15 protein-coding genes and 1 pseudogene are annotated in these 17,075 nt (G+C 64.6%); 4 read left to right on the top strand and 12 right to left on the bottom strand.

Going from position 1 to position 17,075, the window contains the following annotated elements:
- A pseudogene (locus HZR14_RS11865) lies at positions 1 to 422 on the top strand (zinc ribbon domain-containing protein); the annotation flags it as partial.
- Between the two features lie 11 nt (positions 423 to 433).
- On the opposite strand, the gene HZR14_RS11870 reads toward HZR14_RS11865, so the two are convergent.
- From HZR14_RS11870 to HZR14_RS11880, 3 genes are all read right to left on the bottom strand, one after another.
- Positions 434 to 1,240, bottom strand: a complete 807-nt coding sequence (locus tag HZR14_RS11870; protein WP_181693085.1) for an ATPase — start codon at positions 1,238 to 1,240, stop codon at positions 434 to 436.
- The gene (locus HZR14_RS11875) at positions 1,237 to 1,500 is read right to left on the bottom strand and encodes a DUF5827 family protein (protein WP_181693086.1); all 264 of its coding nucleotides are present in this window, start codon (positions 1,498 to 1,500) and stop codon (positions 1,237 to 1,239) included. Before HZR14_RS11875 ends, HZR14_RS11870 begins: the two co-directional genes overlap by 4 nt.
- 166 nt (positions 1,501 to 1,666) lie before the next feature.
- The gene (locus tag HZR14_RS11880; protein WP_181693099.1) at positions 1,667 to 4,681 is read right to left on the bottom strand and encodes an FAD-binding and (Fe-S)-binding domain-containing protein; all 3,015 of its coding nucleotides are present in this window, start codon (positions 4,679 to 4,681) and stop codon (positions 1,667 to 1,669) included.
- A 293-nt stretch (positions 4,682 to 4,974) separates the two neighbouring features.
- Here HZR14_RS11880 and HZR14_RS11885 point away from each other — a divergent pair, with 293 nt between their 5' ends.
- Positions 4,975 to 5,367, top strand: coding sequence for a DUF5820 family protein (locus tag HZR14_RS11885; RefSeq protein WP_181693087.1), 393 nt, complete (start codon positions 4,975 to 4,977; stop codon positions 5,365 to 5,367).
- Positions 5,368 to 5,421: 54 nt separating this feature from the next.
- Positions 5,422 to 6,189 carry an enoyl-CoA hydratase/isomerase family protein gene (locus HZR14_RS11890; protein ID WP_181693088.1) on the top strand — a complete coding sequence of 256 codons (768 nt, stop codon included), beginning with the start codon at positions 5,422 to 5,424 and terminating at the stop codon, positions 6,187 to 6,189.
- 114 nt (positions 6,190 to 6,303) lie between these two features.
- On the opposite strand, the gene HZR14_RS11895 is transcribed toward HZR14_RS11890, so the two are convergent.
- From HZR14_RS11895 to HZR14_RS11935, 9 genes are all read right to left on the bottom strand, one after another.
- The gene (locus tag HZR14_RS11895; RefSeq protein ID WP_181693089.1) at positions 6,304 to 7,299 is read right to left on the bottom strand and encodes a matrixin family metalloprotease; all 996 of its coding nucleotides are present in this window, start codon (positions 7,297 to 7,299) and stop codon (positions 6,304 to 6,306) included.
- 73 nt (positions 7,300 to 7,372) lie between these two features.
- The gene (locus HZR14_RS11900; protein ID WP_181693090.1) at positions 7,373 to 7,945 is read right to left on the bottom strand and encodes a nitrous oxide reductase accessory protein NosL; all 573 of its coding nucleotides are present in this window, start codon (positions 7,943 to 7,945) and stop codon (positions 7,373 to 7,375) included.
- A gap of 2 nt (positions 7,946 to 7,947) precedes the next feature.
- On the bottom strand, positions 7,948 to 8,844 hold the full coding sequence (locus HZR14_RS11905) for an ABC transporter permease (RefSeq protein ID WP_181693091.1): 897 nt from the start codon (positions 8,842 to 8,844) through the stop codon (positions 7,948 to 7,950).
- Entirely contained in the window at positions 8,841 to 9,767 is a 927-nt protein-coding gene (locus HZR14_RS11910) for an ABC transporter ATP-binding protein (RefSeq protein WP_181693092.1), read from the bottom strand. The genes HZR14_RS11905 and HZR14_RS11910 overlap by 4 nt, the downstream gene beginning before the upstream one ends.
- Positions 9,757 to 11,229, bottom strand: a complete 1,473-nt coding sequence (gene nosD / locus HZR14_RS11915; protein ID WP_181693093.1) for a nitrous oxide reductase family maturation protein NosD — start codon at positions 11,227 to 11,229, stop codon at positions 9,757 to 9,759. The genes HZR14_RS11910 and nosD overlap by 11 nt, the downstream gene beginning before the upstream one ends.
- Before the next feature lie 14 nt (positions 11,230 to 11,243).
- Positions 11,244 to 11,921 (bottom strand): hypothetical protein, encoded by a 678-nt coding sequence (locus HZR14_RS11920; RefSeq protein ID WP_181693094.1) that lies wholly within the window; start codon positions 11,919 to 11,921, stop codon positions 11,244 to 11,246.
- A 76-nt stretch (positions 11,922 to 11,997) separates the two neighbouring features.
- Positions 11,998 to 13,917, bottom strand: a complete 1,920-nt coding sequence (gene nosZ / locus HZR14_RS11925) for a TAT-dependent nitrous-oxide reductase (protein WP_181693095.1) — start codon at positions 13,915 to 13,917, stop codon at positions 11,998 to 12,000.
- A 218-nt stretch (positions 13,918 to 14,135) separates the two neighbouring features.
- On the bottom strand, positions 14,136 to 14,405 hold the full coding sequence (locus tag HZR14_RS11930; protein WP_181693096.1) for a DUF4405 domain-containing protein: 270 nt from the start codon (positions 14,403 to 14,405) through the stop codon (positions 14,136 to 14,138).
- A gap of 163 nt (positions 14,406 to 14,568) precedes the next feature.
- On the bottom strand, positions 14,569 to 16,182 hold the full coding sequence (locus HZR14_RS11935; RefSeq protein WP_181693097.1) for a long-chain-fatty-acid--CoA ligase: 1,614 nt from the start codon (positions 16,180 to 16,182) through the stop codon (positions 14,569 to 14,571).
- A gap of 283 nt (positions 16,183 to 16,465) precedes the next feature.
- On the opposite strand from HZR14_RS11935, the gene HZR14_RS11940 reads away from it, so the two are divergent.
- Complete coding sequence (locus HZR14_RS11940; RefSeq protein ID WP_181693098.1) at positions 16,466 to 16,912, top strand: UPF0179 family protein; 447 nt, start codon at positions 16,466 to 16,468, stop codon at positions 16,910 to 16,912.
- Positions 16,913 to 17,075 lie beyond the last annotated feature (163 nt).

Consider the following 17,075-nt stretch of genomic DNA (forward strand, 5'->3'; position numbering starts at 1 on the left):
CGAGGGGGCGCACTTCGTCGCGGTTAGCCCGAGAGGGACGACTAAGGAGTGCGCGTCCTGCGGTGTCTCGACGGAGAAGCCGTTGTGGGTCCGTGAACACTCCTGTCCTGCCTGCGGGTTTGAGGTGGACAGGGATGCGAACGCGGTCGTCAGACTACGTCTGACGGGCAGCAAAATCGCATAGCGATTTTGCGACGGCATGGAACATCCTTTCTCGCGGTCTGCAAGATGTAGGAGTGGGACACTCCGAATCAACGTCCCCAGAAATCTTCGATTTCTGGTGTGCGAACGAATCGCAGGGCGATTCGTTAACGCCTGTGGAGACTGCACTCCCTGTGGATACACCTGTGTCTGCAAAGCGCGTCGTGGAAGCAGGAAGCCCTACCCTCAAGGAGCGAACGGCGTCAGCCGTGAGCGAGTAGGGTAGGGTAGTTCACGCCGTATTCAACAGCGCGTCGTAGGCGTCCCCGTAGGCGTCGGCGACGACCGCGAGATCGTCGCGCTCGGAACTCGAAAGCGCCGGCAGCGTGATCGAATCGTTCGGATCGAGGAGGTCGACGACGTTCCCGACGCGCTCTTCGAGGCGGCCCTCGTGGGCGCTGCCGCTCGCGACGTCGCAGGCCTTCGCGTACCGGTCGCCGTCGTAGACCCGACAGCGCCGGGGCTCGACGACGGCGACCGCGTCGGGGACGAACGCCGAGAGCGGGCGGGCGATGTCGGCGTAGGACTCGACGATCGCTCCCTCGCGGCCGGCGATCTCCTCCGTGAGGCCGCCCAGTGCACGCGCGTGATAGTCGGCCATCAGGTCGTTCAACGCCGACAGCGAGTCGACGCTGTGGGCCCGATCGAGCGGGAACGCGCGCGTTGCGGCCGGCGGGACGTCCGCCTCGCCGTTGCGGACGTAGACGTCCGAATCGAGCGTGACGCGGTCGAACAAAAAGCGCCTGCCGTCACGGCCCAAAATACCCTTGCCACGGCCGGGCGTCGGCAGCCACAGCCGGTGGACGGGGTTGATCGCCTCGGGTCGTCTCGAGTCCGCGTTCGCCGCCGCGATCCGTTTCGCGTCCTTGCCGTAGAGCCGCCCCTCCTCGACGGCCCGGCGGTAGTCGTCCTGGTCGTACCAGTAGCCGTTCCCGGCGCGGGGTTTGTATCCCCGGATCCCCGTTCGCTCGATCAGCCCCGTCGTGAACGTCGTCTTCCCGGCGTCGACCTCGGCGCTCCCGGCGACCAGCAGTTTCATCTGAGGCCGTAATACCCCGGCTCGTCGTCGGCGTCGGGTTCGGCGAAGACGAACGCCCCGCTGTGGTCGAGCATCCACGGGATCGCCCAATCGAGGAGGACCTCCTCGGTCTCGACGTCGAGTTCCGCGCCGGGATCGACGCCCTGCAGCAGGCGGGCAATCTCGTAGACGGTGTAGAGGGAGTCCCGCTCGAGGACCGCCTCCGGCTCCCGGAACTCGAACTCGCGGAGGTCGTCGAAGTCGTCGCGTGGTTTCGGCATACCCGTCGGTAGGCGTCGATCGGCCTAAAAGCGTGGCGTCTCGGTCGGGAGCGAGCCGAAAGCGTTAGACGTCGGGTGGGACGGCCGCGACTGGCCGGGAAACCCCAACGGAGGATCGGAAAAAACCCCAACGGAGGAGTCCTCGCGCCTCAGCGCGAGGAGGATATCAGGCCAGCGCCTCGTGGAGCTTCTCGACCGGGTGGGCGGGCCGTTCGCCCTCGAAGTCGTCGTCCGCGAGCTGGGAACGACAGGAAGCACCGGGGGCGACGACCGTCCCGCCGGGGCTCTCTTCGACCTTCTCGTGGAGTATCTCGCCGATCGCCTTCGAGAGCTCGTAGTGTTCCTCCTCGTAGCCGAAGGAGCCGGCCATCCCACAACAGGAGGAGTCGAGCGCGTCGACGTCGTAGCCGGCCGACGAGAGCGCGGCGGCGGCGTGGTGATCGCGGTTGAGCGCCTTCTGGTTGCAGTGGCCGTGGTAGGTCACGTACTCCGTGGGCGCGTCGAAGTCGATTCCCTCCGTGACCTGGAACGTGTTGAGGTACTCACAGACGCCGTAGGCGGCGACGGCGAGGTCCTCGACGCGGTCGTCGGAGAGTAGGTCGACGTACTCGTCTTGGAACATCACGGCGTCGGAGGGCTCGACGAACAGTACCGACCAGCCGTCCTCAACGTAGGGCATCAACGCGTCGAGATTCGTCCGCGCGCGCTCCTCGGCCTCGTCGAGCAGGCCCATCGAGAAGGCCGCCCGGCCGCTGGCAGCGATTTCGTCTTTGTCCGCAACGCGGACGTGGACGTTCGCCGCCTCGAGCAGTTCGACGGCGGCCTTCCCGGGCTCGGGATAGTTGTAGTTCGTGTAGGTGTCCGGAAACAGGAGGACGGTGTCGTCGGCCTCCGTCTCCGACACCTGCGGGCCGCGCGAGTCGAACCAGTCGACGAGCGTCTCCTTCGAGAACGTCGGAAGGTCGCGTTCGGGGGCGATCCCGAGGACCTTCTCGGCGACGAGATCCGACCCCGGTAGCTTCTGGGCCCAGTTCGAGATCGGCGCGAAGGCGCTCCCGAGGGCGTTGACGGTGTCGACGTTGCCGAAGAGCTTCGAACGAAGGCTCGTCCCCTTCTCTTGGTGGTAGTCGTATTTGACCTCGGCTTTCAGCTTTGCGAAGTCGACGCCGGTCGGGCAGTCGGACTTACAGCCCTTACAGCCGACGCAGAGGTCGAGTACTTCCTCCTGGAAGCGATCCGAGTAGATCTCGTCCTCGGGGAGTTCGCCGCTGATCGCGGCCCGCAGCGAGTTCGCACGTCCCCGGGTGGCTTGGACCTCCTCGCGGGAGGCCCGGAACGTCGGACACATCGTGTTCTCGTCGGTCTGTCGGCAGGTTCCACAGCCGTTACACAGCTCGACGAGGTGTGAGAAGCCGCCCTCCTCGGAGAAATCGAGCTTCGTCTGCGGTTCGAGCGACTGATAGCTCGACCCGTATCGGAGGTTCTCGCGCATGTCCGCGCCGACACCGCGGCTTCCCTCGGGACCGACGTCCTCGGGACCGTCGCGGTAGACGACGTTTCCGGGGTGCATGAACCACTCGGGATCGAAGGCGGTCTTGATCTCTTTGAACGCCGTCCAGAGGTCGTCGCCGTACATCTTCGGGTTGAACTCGGTTCGGGCCATCCCGTCGCCGTGTTCCCCCGAGAAGGAGCCGTGGTGTTTCAACACCAGGTCGGTCACGTCGTCCGTGATCGAGTGCATTTTCTCGATCCCGACCTCGTCTTTGAGGTTCAAGATCGGCCGGATGTGCAGCGTTCCGCTGCCGGCGTGAGCGAAGTACGCAGCGGAGGTGTCGTGATCCGTTAGGACCTCCTCGAACTCGATGACGTACTCGGCGAGTTCCTCCGGTGGTACCGTTGCGTCCTCGATGAACGGGTACGGCTTTGGGTCGCCCTGAAGGCCCATCAAGAGCGGGATCGCCGCCTTTCGGAGCGACCAGAGGTCCTTTTGATCCGCGTCGGTATAGGCCTCGATCGCATCGAACGCGTCGCCCTCGTCGACGAAGTACTCGTTCGTCGCCCCGATCGCGGCCTCGAAGTCGTCGTGGAGTTCCGAGTCGTACTCGAGCATGAGTGCCGCCGCCGTCCCTTCGGGAATCGGCTCGACGTACTCGCTGTAGCCGTCTGATTCGGCGGCCAGCCGGAACACCTCGTCGTCCATCAACTCGACGGCGCTGACGTCGAACTCCAGGGCCTCCGGGACGGCCTTCATGGCATCGACGAGCGTGTCGAAACAGTAGAGCACCAAGGCGGTCTCCTCGGGTCTCGTCACGAGGCCGACCGTGGCCTCGACGATGACGCCGAGAGTTCCCTCGCTGCCGACGTAGAGCTTCGAGAGGTTGATGACCTCCTCGCCGTCGTCGTTCTCGTAGATGACGCGGTCGACGTTGTATCCGCTGACGCGACGCTTGAGGTCGGGATATTTCGAGTCGATCTCCGCTTGGTTGCCCTCGACGAGCGCCCGGACGGTCTCGTAGATTTCGGCCTCGCGGTCGTCCTTCGAGACGATCTCGTCGTACTCCTCGCTGTCGAGGACGACCTCTCGGGCGTGCAGGAGGGAGCCGTCGGGGAGGATGGCCTTGATCTCCTCGGTGTAGGCGTCCGTGATCCCGTATCGGACGGAGTGTGCACCGGTCGAGTTGTTCCCGATACCGCCGCCGACCGTCGATCGGTTCGAGGAGGCCGGGTCGGGCGCGAACTTCAGACCGTCCTCGGCGAGTCGGTCGTCGAGGTCGTCCTGAACGATCCCCGGCTGAATCCGGGCGCGCTTGGCGTCGGTGTCGATCTCGAGGAGCCCGTCCATGTGCCGGGACATATCGAGGACGACACAGCCCGGACCGACGGTCTGGCCAGCGAGCGACGAGCCGGCACCCCGCGGGAGTACGGGTACCTCGTGTTCGACCGAGATCTCGACAGCAGCGCGAACGTCGTCGACATCCTCCGGATAGACGACGCCGGCGGGACGGGCCTGATAGATGCTCCCGTCGGTCGCGTATAATATCTGCGCGTACTCGTCGAACCGAACGGAGCCGGAAACGGCTGCCTCGAGGTCGGCGGCCAGGTCGACGTACTCGGAGACGGTGTCACGCGGTTCGCGTTCGAAGGCCGACGGATCGCCCGGCGGGTCCGCCGGACGGATCATCGGCTCTTGCTTGTCAGCGCCCATAGGGACGACGCCGTCCGTAAGCGTATAAAGACTGTTGCTTTGGTTGGTTTTGGCCGGTGCATTGGGTGAACGTCCGTCGTCCATCCGTACGACGGTTTTGTCCGTCCGTGCGGGACTCGGCCGGCCGTATGACGGCCCGGTTCGTCCGTGCGGGACTCGGCCGGCCCGAGACTCCGAACCACTCTGACCCGCCCGAGACTCCGAACCACTCTGACCCGCCCGAGACTCCGAACCATCGGGATAATGATCCCTCGAAGCCAATCGGGACCATGTTCGATTCGGCGGATCTCGGCGACGGGTGGACGGTCTGGAACGACGACGACGACCGGGCCGTGTTGGCGTACCGACCCGACGTGTTCGACGGGACGACGTTTCCCGCCCCGTGTCTGCCGACGGTGTACGTCACGCGTGGCCGACCGAACCGCCGCCCCGAGGGGAACCGAACCCTCCCGCCGAACGCCCCCTGGGTGGTCACGCTCCGTTTGGAACCGGACGTCGAACACGAATCGGACACGCACGGATCGCGAGCCGACGCGATCGAAGGGGCCGAACGGCTGACGGGGCGGTTTTCCGCGGGCGACCTCGACTACCGGTCGCTGTATCAGGTCCCCCGCGAACCGTATTTAGACGAACTCGACGAGCTGACGGGGAGCCGACGGTAGCGCCGACCGGCCCACGTCAGTAGCTTTATTCGGTCTCCGGGGGAACCCGCACTCATGACGTGGGACACAGTCAAGTTGGAGTGGAGCGACGACATCGCAACGGTAACCGTCGACCGTCCGGACGCCCTCAACGCGTTGAACGTCGAGACGCTCGAAGCCCTCGGCGAGGCCGTCGGGGAGGCCGGGGCAAACGACGCCCGCGTGCTCGTCCTCCGCGGCGCCGGCGACGACGCCTTCATCGCCGGGGCGGACATCGCGTACATGAAGGATCTCTCGACTACCGAGGCCCAGGCGTGGGGCGAACTTGGCCACGACGTCGCCGACGCCATCGAGCGGTTCCCGGCCCCGACGGTCGCCGTCGTCGACGGCTACGCCTTCGGCGGCGGCTGTGAGATGGCGATGGCGTGTGACCTCCGGATCGGGAGCGAGTCGGCGCTCATCGGCAACACCGAGATCGATCTCGGCATTATCCCCGGGTGGGGCGGCACCCAACGACTCCCACGGCTCGTCGGCGAGGAGACCGCAAAGCGGATGATCTTCCTCGGCCAGCGCCTCGACGCCGAAACCGCAGCGGAGGAGGGCCTGTTCGGCGAGGTCGTCCCCGACGACGAGATCGACGACCGGGCGGCCGAACTGGCGGCCGAACTGGCGGCCAAGCCTCCCTTCGCGCTGCGGGCGGCCAAGGACGCCATCGCACAGGGCTACAGCGACGTCAGCGGTCTCGACTACGAGAAACGGACCTTCGGATCGCTGTTCGGGACGCCGGATCAGCGCGAAGGGATGGAAGCGTTCGTCGAGAACCGCGAACCCGAGTTCCAGTAGTCGCCGCCGGGCCGAACGACCCCGCGAAGGGAACCGTGCGTCGAGAACGCCGGTCTCCCCGTCCGGACGGCGTCTCTCGGACCCCCGTCGACGACGGGGACGGCAGACGTCCGATCAGGTCGAACCGACCGGGTCGGCACCGCCACTGCGGGTGCCGAACGCGGTTTCGAGGCTTTGACGCTCCGGTAGGTCGCCGTCGAGATACCGCCGGTGAGACTCCCGTTGGCGGGCGAGTTCCCGCTCGACGTCGGGGTCGTCGTCACGCGCGGCGGCGGTCGCCGCGGCACCGAACGCCTCGCACGATCGTGTCAACGAGTCCATCGTCCCGGCAGCAGTCGCACAGATCTCGATGGCCGCGTCGTTTCCGACCTCGATCGCGATCTCGTGGGCGTCCTCGAAGTGTACCGTCCCGCCCCGCGCCTCCCAGTGGGCCATCTGAAACCGGTTGGCCGCCGCCCGGAACGACCCGTTTCGATAGCGCTTCTCCCCCGCTTCGAACGCCTCGATCGCCCACTCGTGACGGTTGAGACCGTGTGCGTACAGGCCGATCACCCCGTTCGATCGATCCGAGTTGTCGGGGGTAGAAAGCGGTGTCTCGGCCATGACATCGCTGGGTTCGTCGTCGTGTTCCAGCCCCAGGGTGTGTCCGAACTCGTGTTTGAGCGTCGTCTCCAGTTCCTCGCCCGTGAGATCGCCGCGGACCTGAACGTGGGCGGGCGCAATACGGAGCGTATCGGACGAAACGTACGTCGCACACCCGAGCGTCCCGCGGGGACGGTCCGCGCCACAATCGGGTATCGAGTCGACCGCGGCGACGACCACGTCGGGGGCGTCGGCATCCGGACGGAGTTCGTACGTTACGTCGAACCCGGCGTACTGCTCGGCGTTGTCCTCCCAGTATCCCAGCACGGTCCGAAGCGACTCGAAGAAACCGTCTGTCGGCTGACCCCGCACGTCGACGGCAACAGTGACTCGCCCGTCAGCGTGCGGATGACGACCACGGAGTATGCGACCGTAGACGCGCTCGAGCCCGAAGCGCGGTGCTCCGAGGGACAATACCCCGGCGACCGATCCGACACCGAACGCCGTCAGTACCGTTCGACGCCGCATACCGGCTAGTGGGGTTCGACGATATTAGCGGTGGCGGTGAACGCCCTCGGGGAATACTCGTTCCCGGAAACCGTCACCTATACAGCTCCGAGACGCCGTCCCAGTCCGTGACGCTCCCGTCGTACTCCTCCGCGAGCGCGTCCGCATCCTCCTCCTCGGAGAACGGTACGGCCGTCCCCTCCATCGCACCCTGGATACCCGCCCGGTAAACGTACCGGAGCGTCTCCGCGTCGGCGAACGTCTCCACCGCCAGGTGTCTCGAGATCTCGAGGTCGGCGTTGATCTCATACTCCACATTCGAATAGTCGGTGACGTAGTACGCGAGCGGTTCCCAGCCGAGACGTCGCCGCTCGCCGTCGAAGGCAAACAGACAGTCCAGCGAGCAAAACTGGGTCCGCCCGTCTTCGCCCTCCGGCAGTGACCCGCCATAGGGGACCTGTCCGGTGGGGCCGGGATAGTTGGCGATGATCATCCCGCACTGGGTACACGTCTGACTCCGGCCGATCGGTTCGGGGTCGGGGATCTCCTCGGGAGCATCGTCTCCGCCCAGACACCCGGCAAGCGGGACGGCCCCCGCGGCAGCGAGAACGGTCCGCCGGGTCCAGCGGCGCGAACCGTTCGACCGGGGATTCGTTTCGTCGATCACGCTTAGAGCCTCCGACGTCTGATGAGTACGGCCGCGAGCGCTGTCGGCAGGACGATCCACGCGCCGAGCGACGCGAGAAGCGTGTTCATCGAGAGGTCGGTCTGGGCGATCACGGCCGCGAATCCGGCCCCCCCGCCGACCTCGAGTCGGCTGAGTGCGAGCACCCGGAACACGTCGGCCGGGTTCGAGACGATCATCGATACGATGGCCCCGCTCGGGAGATCGAACGCGGCGACGAACCCGAGTGCGAGCAGGTCGTGGATCAGGGTAAACCACACCCATACGAGGAGGACGCCCCCGAGTGCGTACACCTTCTCGGAAACGACGGACGAGACGAGGACCGCGATCGCGAAGAAGGCGAGCGCGACCCCGATCGCCGCGAACACGAAGAACCCGAACGTAGGGATCACGCTCGCGCCGAAATCGCGCACGAGGAAGGGAAGTGAGACCCCGAATCCGATGGCAGTCGCGCCGACGAGGACGATCCCTCGCCCGATGAAGGTCCCGATGACGACCTGCGATCTGGAGATCGGGAGCGCGAACAACACGTCGAGCCATCCGCTGTCCTCGTGGCCCACGACGGCGTCGTAGCCGAACACGAGCGCCGCAAGCGGGAGCAAATAAACCGCCAGGTTGACGAGGCTGGCGACGATCCGCTCGAACCCGGCCGGCCCGACCGAGGCACCGCTGAACGTCAGAATCAAAAGCGAAAACAGGGCGAAGATCGCGGTGAGCGCGGCCGCCCATCGGCTCCGGACCGCGAGGCGGTATTCGTTCAGGACCAGGGCCGCCGTGCGCCGTCCGCTGTCGACGATCGTCCCGTTGCCCTCGGACGCCTCGAACACCGTCTCGCCCGCCGAGACGCCGTCCTCGTCCTCTAGGAGTTCAGCGGCCGTCATGCCGGTACCTCCCCGATATCGCCGATCTCGACCGCGTCGTGGAAGATCGTCTCCAGACCGGGACGTTCGACGTCTACCCCGGCGACGTCGACGGTTTCGTTGATGTCCCCGATGAGATCGGAGACGGACGCCTCGGCCAGCTCGACCACCACGCTGTCGTCGCTCGTCGAGACGTCCCCATGCCGGCGGGCGATCGTAGCGGCGGTACCGACGTCGTCGACCCGCATTCGGACGGTTACTCCCGATCCGACGCTCTCGGTGAGCCCCTCGACGGTACCGGACGCACGGAGTTCCCCGCCGTGGAGGACGGCGACCGAATCGCACAGCGACTCGACCTCCGAGAGGACGTGCGAGGAGAACAACACCGTCGAATCCGTCCGGTCCGTTATCTCCTCGATGACGTGGTGGTACTCGGCGACGCCCTCGGGATCGAGCCCCGCGGTCGGTTCGTCGAGTATCAACACCGGCGGACGGTTCAGGATCGCCGTTGCGAGCCCCAGCCGGCGGCGCATGCCGCCGGAGTAGCCGCCGATATTTCGATCTGCGGCCCCCGCCAGACCGACCGTATCCAACACGTCCGGGACGCGCTCTTGCCATTTGGCTTTCGGGATCCGCCGGGTCCGCGCGGTAAACCGGAGCACCTCGCGTCCGGTGAGTTTCGACGGGAAGCCGATCCGCTGGGGTAGATACCCCACGAGTTCGCGCACCGTCCGACCCGCCGTTGCCACGTCCGTCTCTCCGATCCGGATCCGGCCGTCGTCCGGCCGATCCAGCCCGACGAGGAGTTTGATGAGCGTCGTCTTGCCGGCCCCGTTGGTACCGAGCAGGCCGAACGTCGAGCCCCGCTCGACGTCGAAGGAAACGTCGTCTAGCGCGGTCACGTCGCCGTACGTCTTCGTTACGTCGTCTATCTTAATCTCCATAGTATCGCCTCCAGTCGTGCTCGGCCTCGACGAGCGGTCTGTTGTCGACAACGCCGGGTGATTCGAGTATCGGGAACGAACTCTCGGCCATCCGGACCGCGTCGAACGCGGGGCTGTTCGTAAAGACCGCCGCTTCGGGGTTTCTGTACGCGATAACCTCGACGAGCCCCTCGGGTCGGTGTCGGATCTCGCTCGTCCCGTCGCCGGTCAGATCCGCCGAGCGCGCGTCGGACCAGTAGTTTCCGTCCCAGTGCTTTTGAGCCCTCATCGGCGTGAACGCCTGCCGATCGTTGTGGACGAAACTGTTTCCGTGGACCTCGGCGTCCCGGGTCCCGCTCGTGATGTGTGCCCCGCGTCTGTTCTCCATCAGTAGGTTGTCCTCGAGGGTGATCCGCTGTGAGTTGTCGAGGTGGACCCCGTGGACGTTGCCGACGAGCTTGTTGCCGTTTATGACCGTATCGTCGATCTGTAGCACCTGAATACCGTGGCCGCTCGGGCCGGTGTTGTTCACCGCGGTGTTGTTGACGATTTCGAGATTCCGGCTCACCATGAGAGCGAAGCCGACCTCGTTGTCGAACGCCACGTTCCCCTCGAGGACGCAGTTGTCGGAGTACATGTAATGCACCCCGAATCGGAGGTCCCACATGTAGTTCCCGTGGGCGTGGGACTCCGACGCCCACGAGAAGTATATCCCGTCGCGGACGCCGGTGATGGCGTTTTCCTCCATCCGTACGTCCGAGGTGTAAAACAGGTGAATACCGTTGCCGCGCTTGGCGAGCGGGTAGACCCCCTCGTGGCCGACGATGGTGTTGTTTCGCAACAGCGCGCCGTCGGTCTCGTGGAGCCAGACGCCGAAGGTGATATCGGTGATGCGGGAGTCGACCAGCCGGAAATCTGAGCCGTTGTCCGTCACCCAGATCCCGGCGTCCTGTTCGGTCGCGCTGAGACCGGAGTTCCGGACCCAGACGCCATCGAGGGTGACACCCGGGGCGTCGACGGACAGCACGGTGTCGTTGCTCGACTCGCTGTCGCTTCCGACTGCCTCGCCGACCGCCCCGTCATCGCCCGGCGCTTTGCCGTCCGGGGAGCCGTCGTCGTCGTCCGGGGCGGCGGCGCTGTCGCCCGCCCCGCCGTCGATGACCGCGAACCCGTCCGTGCTCGTGAGCGTCACGTTCGGGGTTCGGATGACGACGCGCTCGTCCTCGAATCGCCCCTCGAGGGTGACCGTATCGCCCGGAGACGCGGCATCGACCGCCGACTGAACCGACTCGTATTGGGTGCCGTCGACGACGGCGGTGCCGTCTCGCTCGGTCGGTTCGAAGGAGTCGACGTCCCGGACGTCGGGATCGAACGTCACGCGGTCCGTCGGCTCGCCGTCGTCGGCGACGACGACCCCACCGACGGCCGTGCCGAGGAGGACGAGGACGGACAGCGCGACGAATCCGGTTTCGAGTGTGCCCATCGGTCTCTCAGATCTCACGTACTCCGGGTGGCGATCCTATTCACGATGCGGTCGCGTCCCTTTTTGAACACCCGGGGGAGTTCCTCGGGCAGCTCTCGGATCGTCGCCTCCGAGTCCCGGAAGACGACGCCGGTCCCGAGCAGGATCACGGCGACGGCCAGGAGGTACCCGCCGACGTCGAGCCAGGCGTTCCCGGAGATGTTCGCGATCTGGTAGCCGCCGAGAACCGGAGGTGTGAATCCCTCGACGCCGGCCATGGGTGCGCTCTCGTCGAGGTTGTGACCGACCTGATAGAGCCGGACCTGCGCCCAGGCGAGCAGGCCGACGAAGGCCGCGATCACCCCGGCGAAGTACAGCTTCAGGCGGCGTGCGATCGTCGCGTCCGACGACAGGGAGATGGCGAACGCGCCGATGGCCAACACGACGAAAAACATCGGGCCAATGGACCATTCGGGGAGCGCGTACGCCGTCTCGGCCACCTCGTAGTTCGGCTCGAGGTAGACGGGGTCCGGAAAGTGGAACCCGACGTATTTGTTGAGTCCCGAGACCTCCCTGACGTCCCCGGTGATCCGCGGGTACGCGTACAGCCGAACGTACAGTTTCCGGCCGGCGTACTGTGGTGCGGTCAGGATGATCCGCCAGACCGGGAACGCGAGCGATACGATCATCAACACCCCCGAGAGGAGTGCCATGATTCGTCGTATTTGGGTGAAATCGCGCAGTGATGGAAGTTTCATGGGTTTGGGGTGGGTGTTGTCCGTGTCTCGGTCAGAACGGGTCGGGACCTTCCGGTTCGTCCTCGGGTTCAACGAGCAGCCTGGAGCGCATCTCCAGGTGGAGAGCGCTGCAGAAGTACCCACAGTACATCCAAAAGACGCCCGGGTTGTCGGCGGTGAACGTCACCTTCCGGGTCTCCTGGGGTGCAAGCGAGAGGTTGATATCGTACTCGGGAATCACGACCGAGTGGGAGATGTCCTTTGCCGTTTCGATGTTCGTCACATGCAGGGTGACCTCGTCACCCTCCTGGACGGTTATATCGGAGAGTCCGTACTGGTTCCGGATCGCGTAGGTTTCAATATACACCCGCCCGTCGTCGCGTTCGATGTTCGACTCACCCGAGTCGATATAGTCCAGTTCGTAATCGTCGGGGTCCCAGATGTCGGCCGGATCGAGCCTGTCCCGGTGGGCGATCGTGGCGTCGTGTGGCTCCGCGTAGGAGGGTGTATCCTTCACCAGTTGCATTCCCTCTTCGTCGTCGCCGATGTAGATGAGTTGGTCGTTCTCCGGGTGGTACGGCCCGGTCGGGAGGAAGCGGTCCTGTGAGAACTTGTTCAGCGCGAGCAGCCAATCGCCGGTCGGATCCGTGGAGTACGACTGCGCGGCTTGACAGTGGCCGGGGCTGTAGTGGACGTCGATCTTCTCGATGACCGGATCCTCCGATCCCAGTTCGGCCTCGACGGCCTGCTCGATATCCCATTTCGCGACCTGCGAGTCGATGAACAGTGTCGTGTACGCCTGACCGCGCCCGTCGTAGGCGGTGTGTAACGGGCCGGTTCCGACGTTCGGGCGGCCGGCAATCGCCTCCTCGGGGTCGTCGACCTCGTCGATCGCCTCGATGTCGATCACCGAGACCGTCGGACTCAGTTTGCCGCTCGCACAGGCGTATTTGCCGTCGGGAGTGACGCTGACGCCGTGGGGGTTTTTCGGAACGGGAATATAGGTCGTGACCGGACGGTCAGCCTCGTTTAGCGAACTCCCCTGTCTGCCGTCGACGATCGGAACGTCGTTGACGACCTCGTATTCGCCGTTTTCGACCGCGTCCTGAATGCGCGGGATGTCGAAGGCGACGACCCAGTCACGGTCGTCGGCAGTCATCCCCTGTTCATCCACGCCCTCTTCACTGTTATAGCAGGTCGAGAACGTGTACCGACCGTTCTTTCCGCTATCGGAGTTATCGAGGTTTCCGTCGACGAGTACCTGCCACTCGACGTTCATGCTTTCCGGGTCAATCGCCGTATAGACGGAGCGGTACTTATCGGGGTCCTCAAGATTCCGCCCATCGTTCGGTATCGGAACTCGGAACTCCCCGTTGCCAAGGACTAATTCAGTGTCCGGATACCAGCCAGTGACGCCGTGGATACCTTGTGTATTTGGGACGTGTGCGATCGCATCGGTCTGGAAGTACTTCAGATTGACTCGTGCGATACGTGGGTTAGCCTTGTCATTGATGAACAGCCACCGACCGTCGAACTCGCCGCCGGTCTGGCTCAGACGGGGGTGGTGCGTGTCACCCCACGTATACCCGCCGGCTTCCTCGAGCATTTCCCGTGATTTGTCGTCGTAACCGTGTCCCCGAGCGCTCTCCCGGCCGAACACCGGGATACGCATGAGTTGCCGCATCGACGGGAGGCCGTAGACGCGGATCTCACCGGAGTGGCCCCCCGAGAGGAAGGCGTAGTAGTCGTCGTGTTCGCCGGGCGGCACTTCGTAATCCGCGCTCGCCGCCCGTTGCTCGTCGCCGCCGCCGCCGAGAAGTCCCGTACAGCCGGTAAGAGACGTCGCCGCACCGGCGGCCATCCCAGCTTTCATGAAATCCCGCCGCTCGACCCCTAGATCCCGGAGGAAAAACCGGTCTTCGTTCGAATCCGTTTCGGCGTCCGTCTCCGATTTCGATTGTTCGTGTGACATAGTTCGTATCAGATTGATCGCAGCCGTCTCGACCGCCGAGACGAGATTGACCGCCGCGTTTTGCGATTCCGCGGTGAATACCAAGTATCGATCGCGGATTCTCAGTATTTAGGAGATCGAACCACAGTATCCACAATATTGTGTCATTTTAAATATACAGCGGCGTGAATCCGGATTCACCGGGAGCGCGTGGCCGCGAAAGGGAGATGCGACACCCCTCAGCGACGGGCGATCGCCGGGAGCGTCTTGAGATAGTCGACGTGGAGCGTGAGATGGACGACGACGAGTACGGCCATCACCGCACCGGACACGAGGTGGACGTCGGTCCAGGGACCCCGTCGGATACCGAGAAACGTCGCGCCGCGAAGCCCCCCGGCAGGCAACACGACCCAGATGACGACCGACGACGCCACTACGGCGAGAAACGAGATCAAAAGCAGGATATTGACGTACGCACACAGCTTCGACCGATCGATGCTTCCACTCACACACTGGCCGAGTCCCCCGATCATGGTCAATCCCGTGATCGAGTTTCGGCCGTGTAATCAAAAACACGTTGGCACGTCCCGGTCCCCGAGAACGGACGATCCGTGACGCCGGGTGGTACTGTCGACGATCCACCTGAGAGGTGGCTTCGTCGTTTCGGAGGTATCAGCCCTGCCCGACCATCGAGTCCTCGTCCTCCCACTCGCGCTCGCGGAGCTCGTACTTTTGGATCTTGCCGGTCGCCGTCGTCGGCAGTTCCTCGACGAACTCGACGCGGCGGACCATCTTGTAACTCGCCAGGTTCTCACGGGTGAACTCGGTCAGTTCGTCCTCGCTCACGCCCGGAGCGTCGGGGTCGCCGCTCGTCGGGACGACGAACGCCTTCGGCGTCTCGCCCCACTCGTCGCTTGGGGCGGGGATGATCGCCACGTCCGAGACCTCGGGGTGTTCGAACAGCGTGTCCTCGAGTTCGATCGAGGAGATGTTCTCGCCGCCGGAGATGATGATGTCCTTCTTGCGGTCTTGGATCTGGATCATCCCGTTTTCGTCGACGGTCGCGAGATCGCCCATATGGTAGTAGCCCTCGATCCGGTCGTTGAACGCCTCCTCGGTCGCGTCTGGCTTGCCGAGGTACCGATCCATGACCTGATTACCACGGACGACGATCTCGCCGATCGACTGGCCGTCCTCGTCGACGTCGTTGCCGTCCTCGTCGACGACGCGAACGTCGGTGCCGAGATAGCCGATCCCCTGGGTCTTTTTGACCGCGAAGCGCTCCTCGGAGTCGTCATCGAAGTAGCGCCGGGCGTCGGAGGTGGTGATGAGCGGACCGGTCTCGGTCGCGCCGTAGACGTGTTTGAGATACCAGCCGAACTCGTCTTCGACGGTCCGGATCGTCGCCTCCGGCGGGGCGCTGCCCGCGGTCGCGACGCGGACGTCGGCGTCGCCACTCGTCGAGACGTCGTGGTCCTCGTAGTAATCGAGCAGCATGTTCAGAACGGTCGGCGCGGCACAGAGATACGAGACGTTCTCCTCGTTGATGGTCTCGAAGAGCCACTCCGCGTCGATTCCGCGGGTACAGACCTGTCTCGCGCCCATCCCGGTGACCGCGTAGATGTGACCCCAGCCGTTGACGTGGAACATCGGCAGCGTCCACAGGTAGGTGTCGTCGTCCGTGATCTCCTGGTGGATCGAGATGAGATACGCGTGGAGGCTCTCGGTGCGGTGGGTCCGCATCACGCCCTTGGGGTCGCCGGTCGTCCCCGAGGTGTAGTTGATGGTGATGACGTCGTCCTCGTCCATCTCCGGTTCGTCGTACTCCGGTTCGACCCCGTCGATGACGGTCTCGAAGTCCTCCCACTCGCCTTCGGTCTCGTCGCTGTCGTTCGTAATGAAGATCTCGGTCGGTACCGAATCACGGACGGCCTCGATCTTCTCGGCCAGTTCGTAATCGACGACGACGGCCCGTACGTCGGCGTCGTTCAGGATGTACTCGAGGTCTTCGGGCAACAGCCGGTAGTTCAGCGGCGTGTGAATCGCGCCCAACTGCATGATCCCGTAGGCCGCTTCGAGTTGGTAGTGGGTGTTCGGATCGAGGACGGCGACGGAGTCGCCCTTCTCGATTCCGCGCTCTTGGAGTGCCGCCGAGAGCCGGTCCGCGCGGTCGCCGAGTTCCTCGTACGTGAACCGTTCGCCGGTCGTCGCGACGACGGCCTCGTGCGACCCGTAATCGCGACGGGCACGGTCGAGAAACTGCGTCGTCAGTAGCGGTTTGCGCATACAGGATCCATCTCGAAGTCCGTCCTAATAATTTGTGCAGATCTGTCTCTCCGGTCGGAACCACGCGAGGCCCACGACACGGGAAACCACCACCGGCCCTCGGTATCGCTGACCCTCGGTATCGCTGACCCTCGGTATCGCTGACCCTCGATATCACGGCCCGAGACGCTACAGCCGTCTGCTTCCCCGAGCGGCCGACGCGATCTCCCTGGACGCGCATCGCAAAGGGGTTCGGCGACGGACCGGGCGACGGTCTTAACACATCGCCACCGAAAAGGGGTGTATGTCGAAGGTCACGCTCATCGGGACGCACCTCGCGGAGGTGGGGACCGAGTTCGTCTACGGGGGCGAATCCGAGGCGTGTGCGGGCTGTCCCTACCGCGAACAGTGTCTAAACCTGACGGAGGGTCGTCGGTACCGGATAACCGGCACCCGCGATTCCGGGACGCTCGAATGTGCCGTCCACGCCTCGGGGGTGACCGCGGTCGAGGTCGAACCGGCCCCGATGCTCGCGAACGTGACCTCGAACGCCGCCTACGCCGGGAGCAAGGCGGCTCTCGAAGGCCCGTGCCCCTACACCGAGTGTCCGAGCCACGAGTTCTGTGAGCCCGCGGGGGCGGATTTCGATACCGAATACCAGATCACCGAGGTAGTCGGCGACCCGCCACACGATCACTGCATGCTCGATCGGGACCTGGTGCTCGTCGAGTTCGGGCCCGAGACCGACTAATACTGACGGACAAAAGAATGTACACACGACGCACGAGGATCACGCCGTTCGACGGAGCGAACGGCGAATCACTCGTGAGTCGGTTTCATTGGCTGTGTTGAATCGCCATACTGCGGTGGAATTCACGGTTTCACAGCTCGCTTGATGTTATAGACGACACACA

It is taken from the genome of Natronomonas salinimetallica, from assembly GCF_013839515.1.
Lineage (GTDB): Archaea > Halobacteriota > Halobacteria > Halobacteriales > Haloarculaceae > Natronomonas.

Coding starts and splice junctions, on each gene's coding strand:
- nosZ (WP_181693095.1), bottom strand. CDS start 13,917: ATGTCACACGAACAATCGAAATCGGAGACGGACGCCGAAACGGATTCG.
- HZR14_RS11910 (WP_181693092.1), bottom strand. CDS start 9,767: ATGGAGATTAAGATAGACGACGTAACGAAGACGTACGGCGACGTGACC.
- HZR14_RS11870 (WP_181693085.1), bottom strand. CDS start 1,240: ATGAAACTGCTGGTCGCCGGGAGCGCCGAGGTCGACGCCGGGAAGACG.
- HZR14_RS11940 (WP_181693098.1), top strand. CDS start 16,466: ATGTCGAAGGTCACGCTCATCGGGACGCACCTCGCGGAGGTGGGGACC.
- HZR14_RS11895 (WP_181693089.1), bottom strand. CDS start 7,299: ATGCGGCGTCGAACGGTACTGACGGCGTTCGGTGTCGGATCGGTCGCC.
- HZR14_RS11875 (WP_181693086.1), bottom strand. CDS start 1,500: ATGCCGAAACCACGCGACGACTTCGACGACCTCCGCGAGTTCGAGTTC.
- HZR14_RS11935 (WP_181693097.1), bottom strand. CDS start 16,182: ATGCGCAAACCGCTACTGACGACGCAGTTTCTCGACCGTGCCCGTCGC.
- HZR14_RS11905 (WP_181693091.1), bottom strand. CDS start 8,844: ATGACGGCCGCTGAACTCCTAGAGGACGAGGACGGCGTCTCGGCGGGC.
- nosD (WP_181693093.1), bottom strand. CDS start 11,229: ATGGGCACACTCGAAACCGGATTCGTCGCGCTGTCCGTCCTCGTCCTC.
- HZR14_RS11920 (WP_181693094.1), bottom strand. CDS start 11,921: ATGGCACTCCTCTCGGGGGTGTTGATGATCGTATCGCTCGCGTTCCCG.
- HZR14_RS11880 (WP_181693099.1), bottom strand. CDS start 4,681: ATGATCCGTCCGGCGGACCCGCCGGGCGATCCGTCGGCCTTCGAACGC.
- HZR14_RS11885 (WP_181693087.1), top strand. CDS start 4,975: ATGTTCGATTCGGCGGATCTCGGCGACGGGTGGACGGTCTGGAACGAC.
- HZR14_RS11890 (WP_181693088.1), top strand. CDS start 5,422: ATGACGTGGGACACAGTCAAGTTGGAGTGGAGCGACGACATCGCAACG.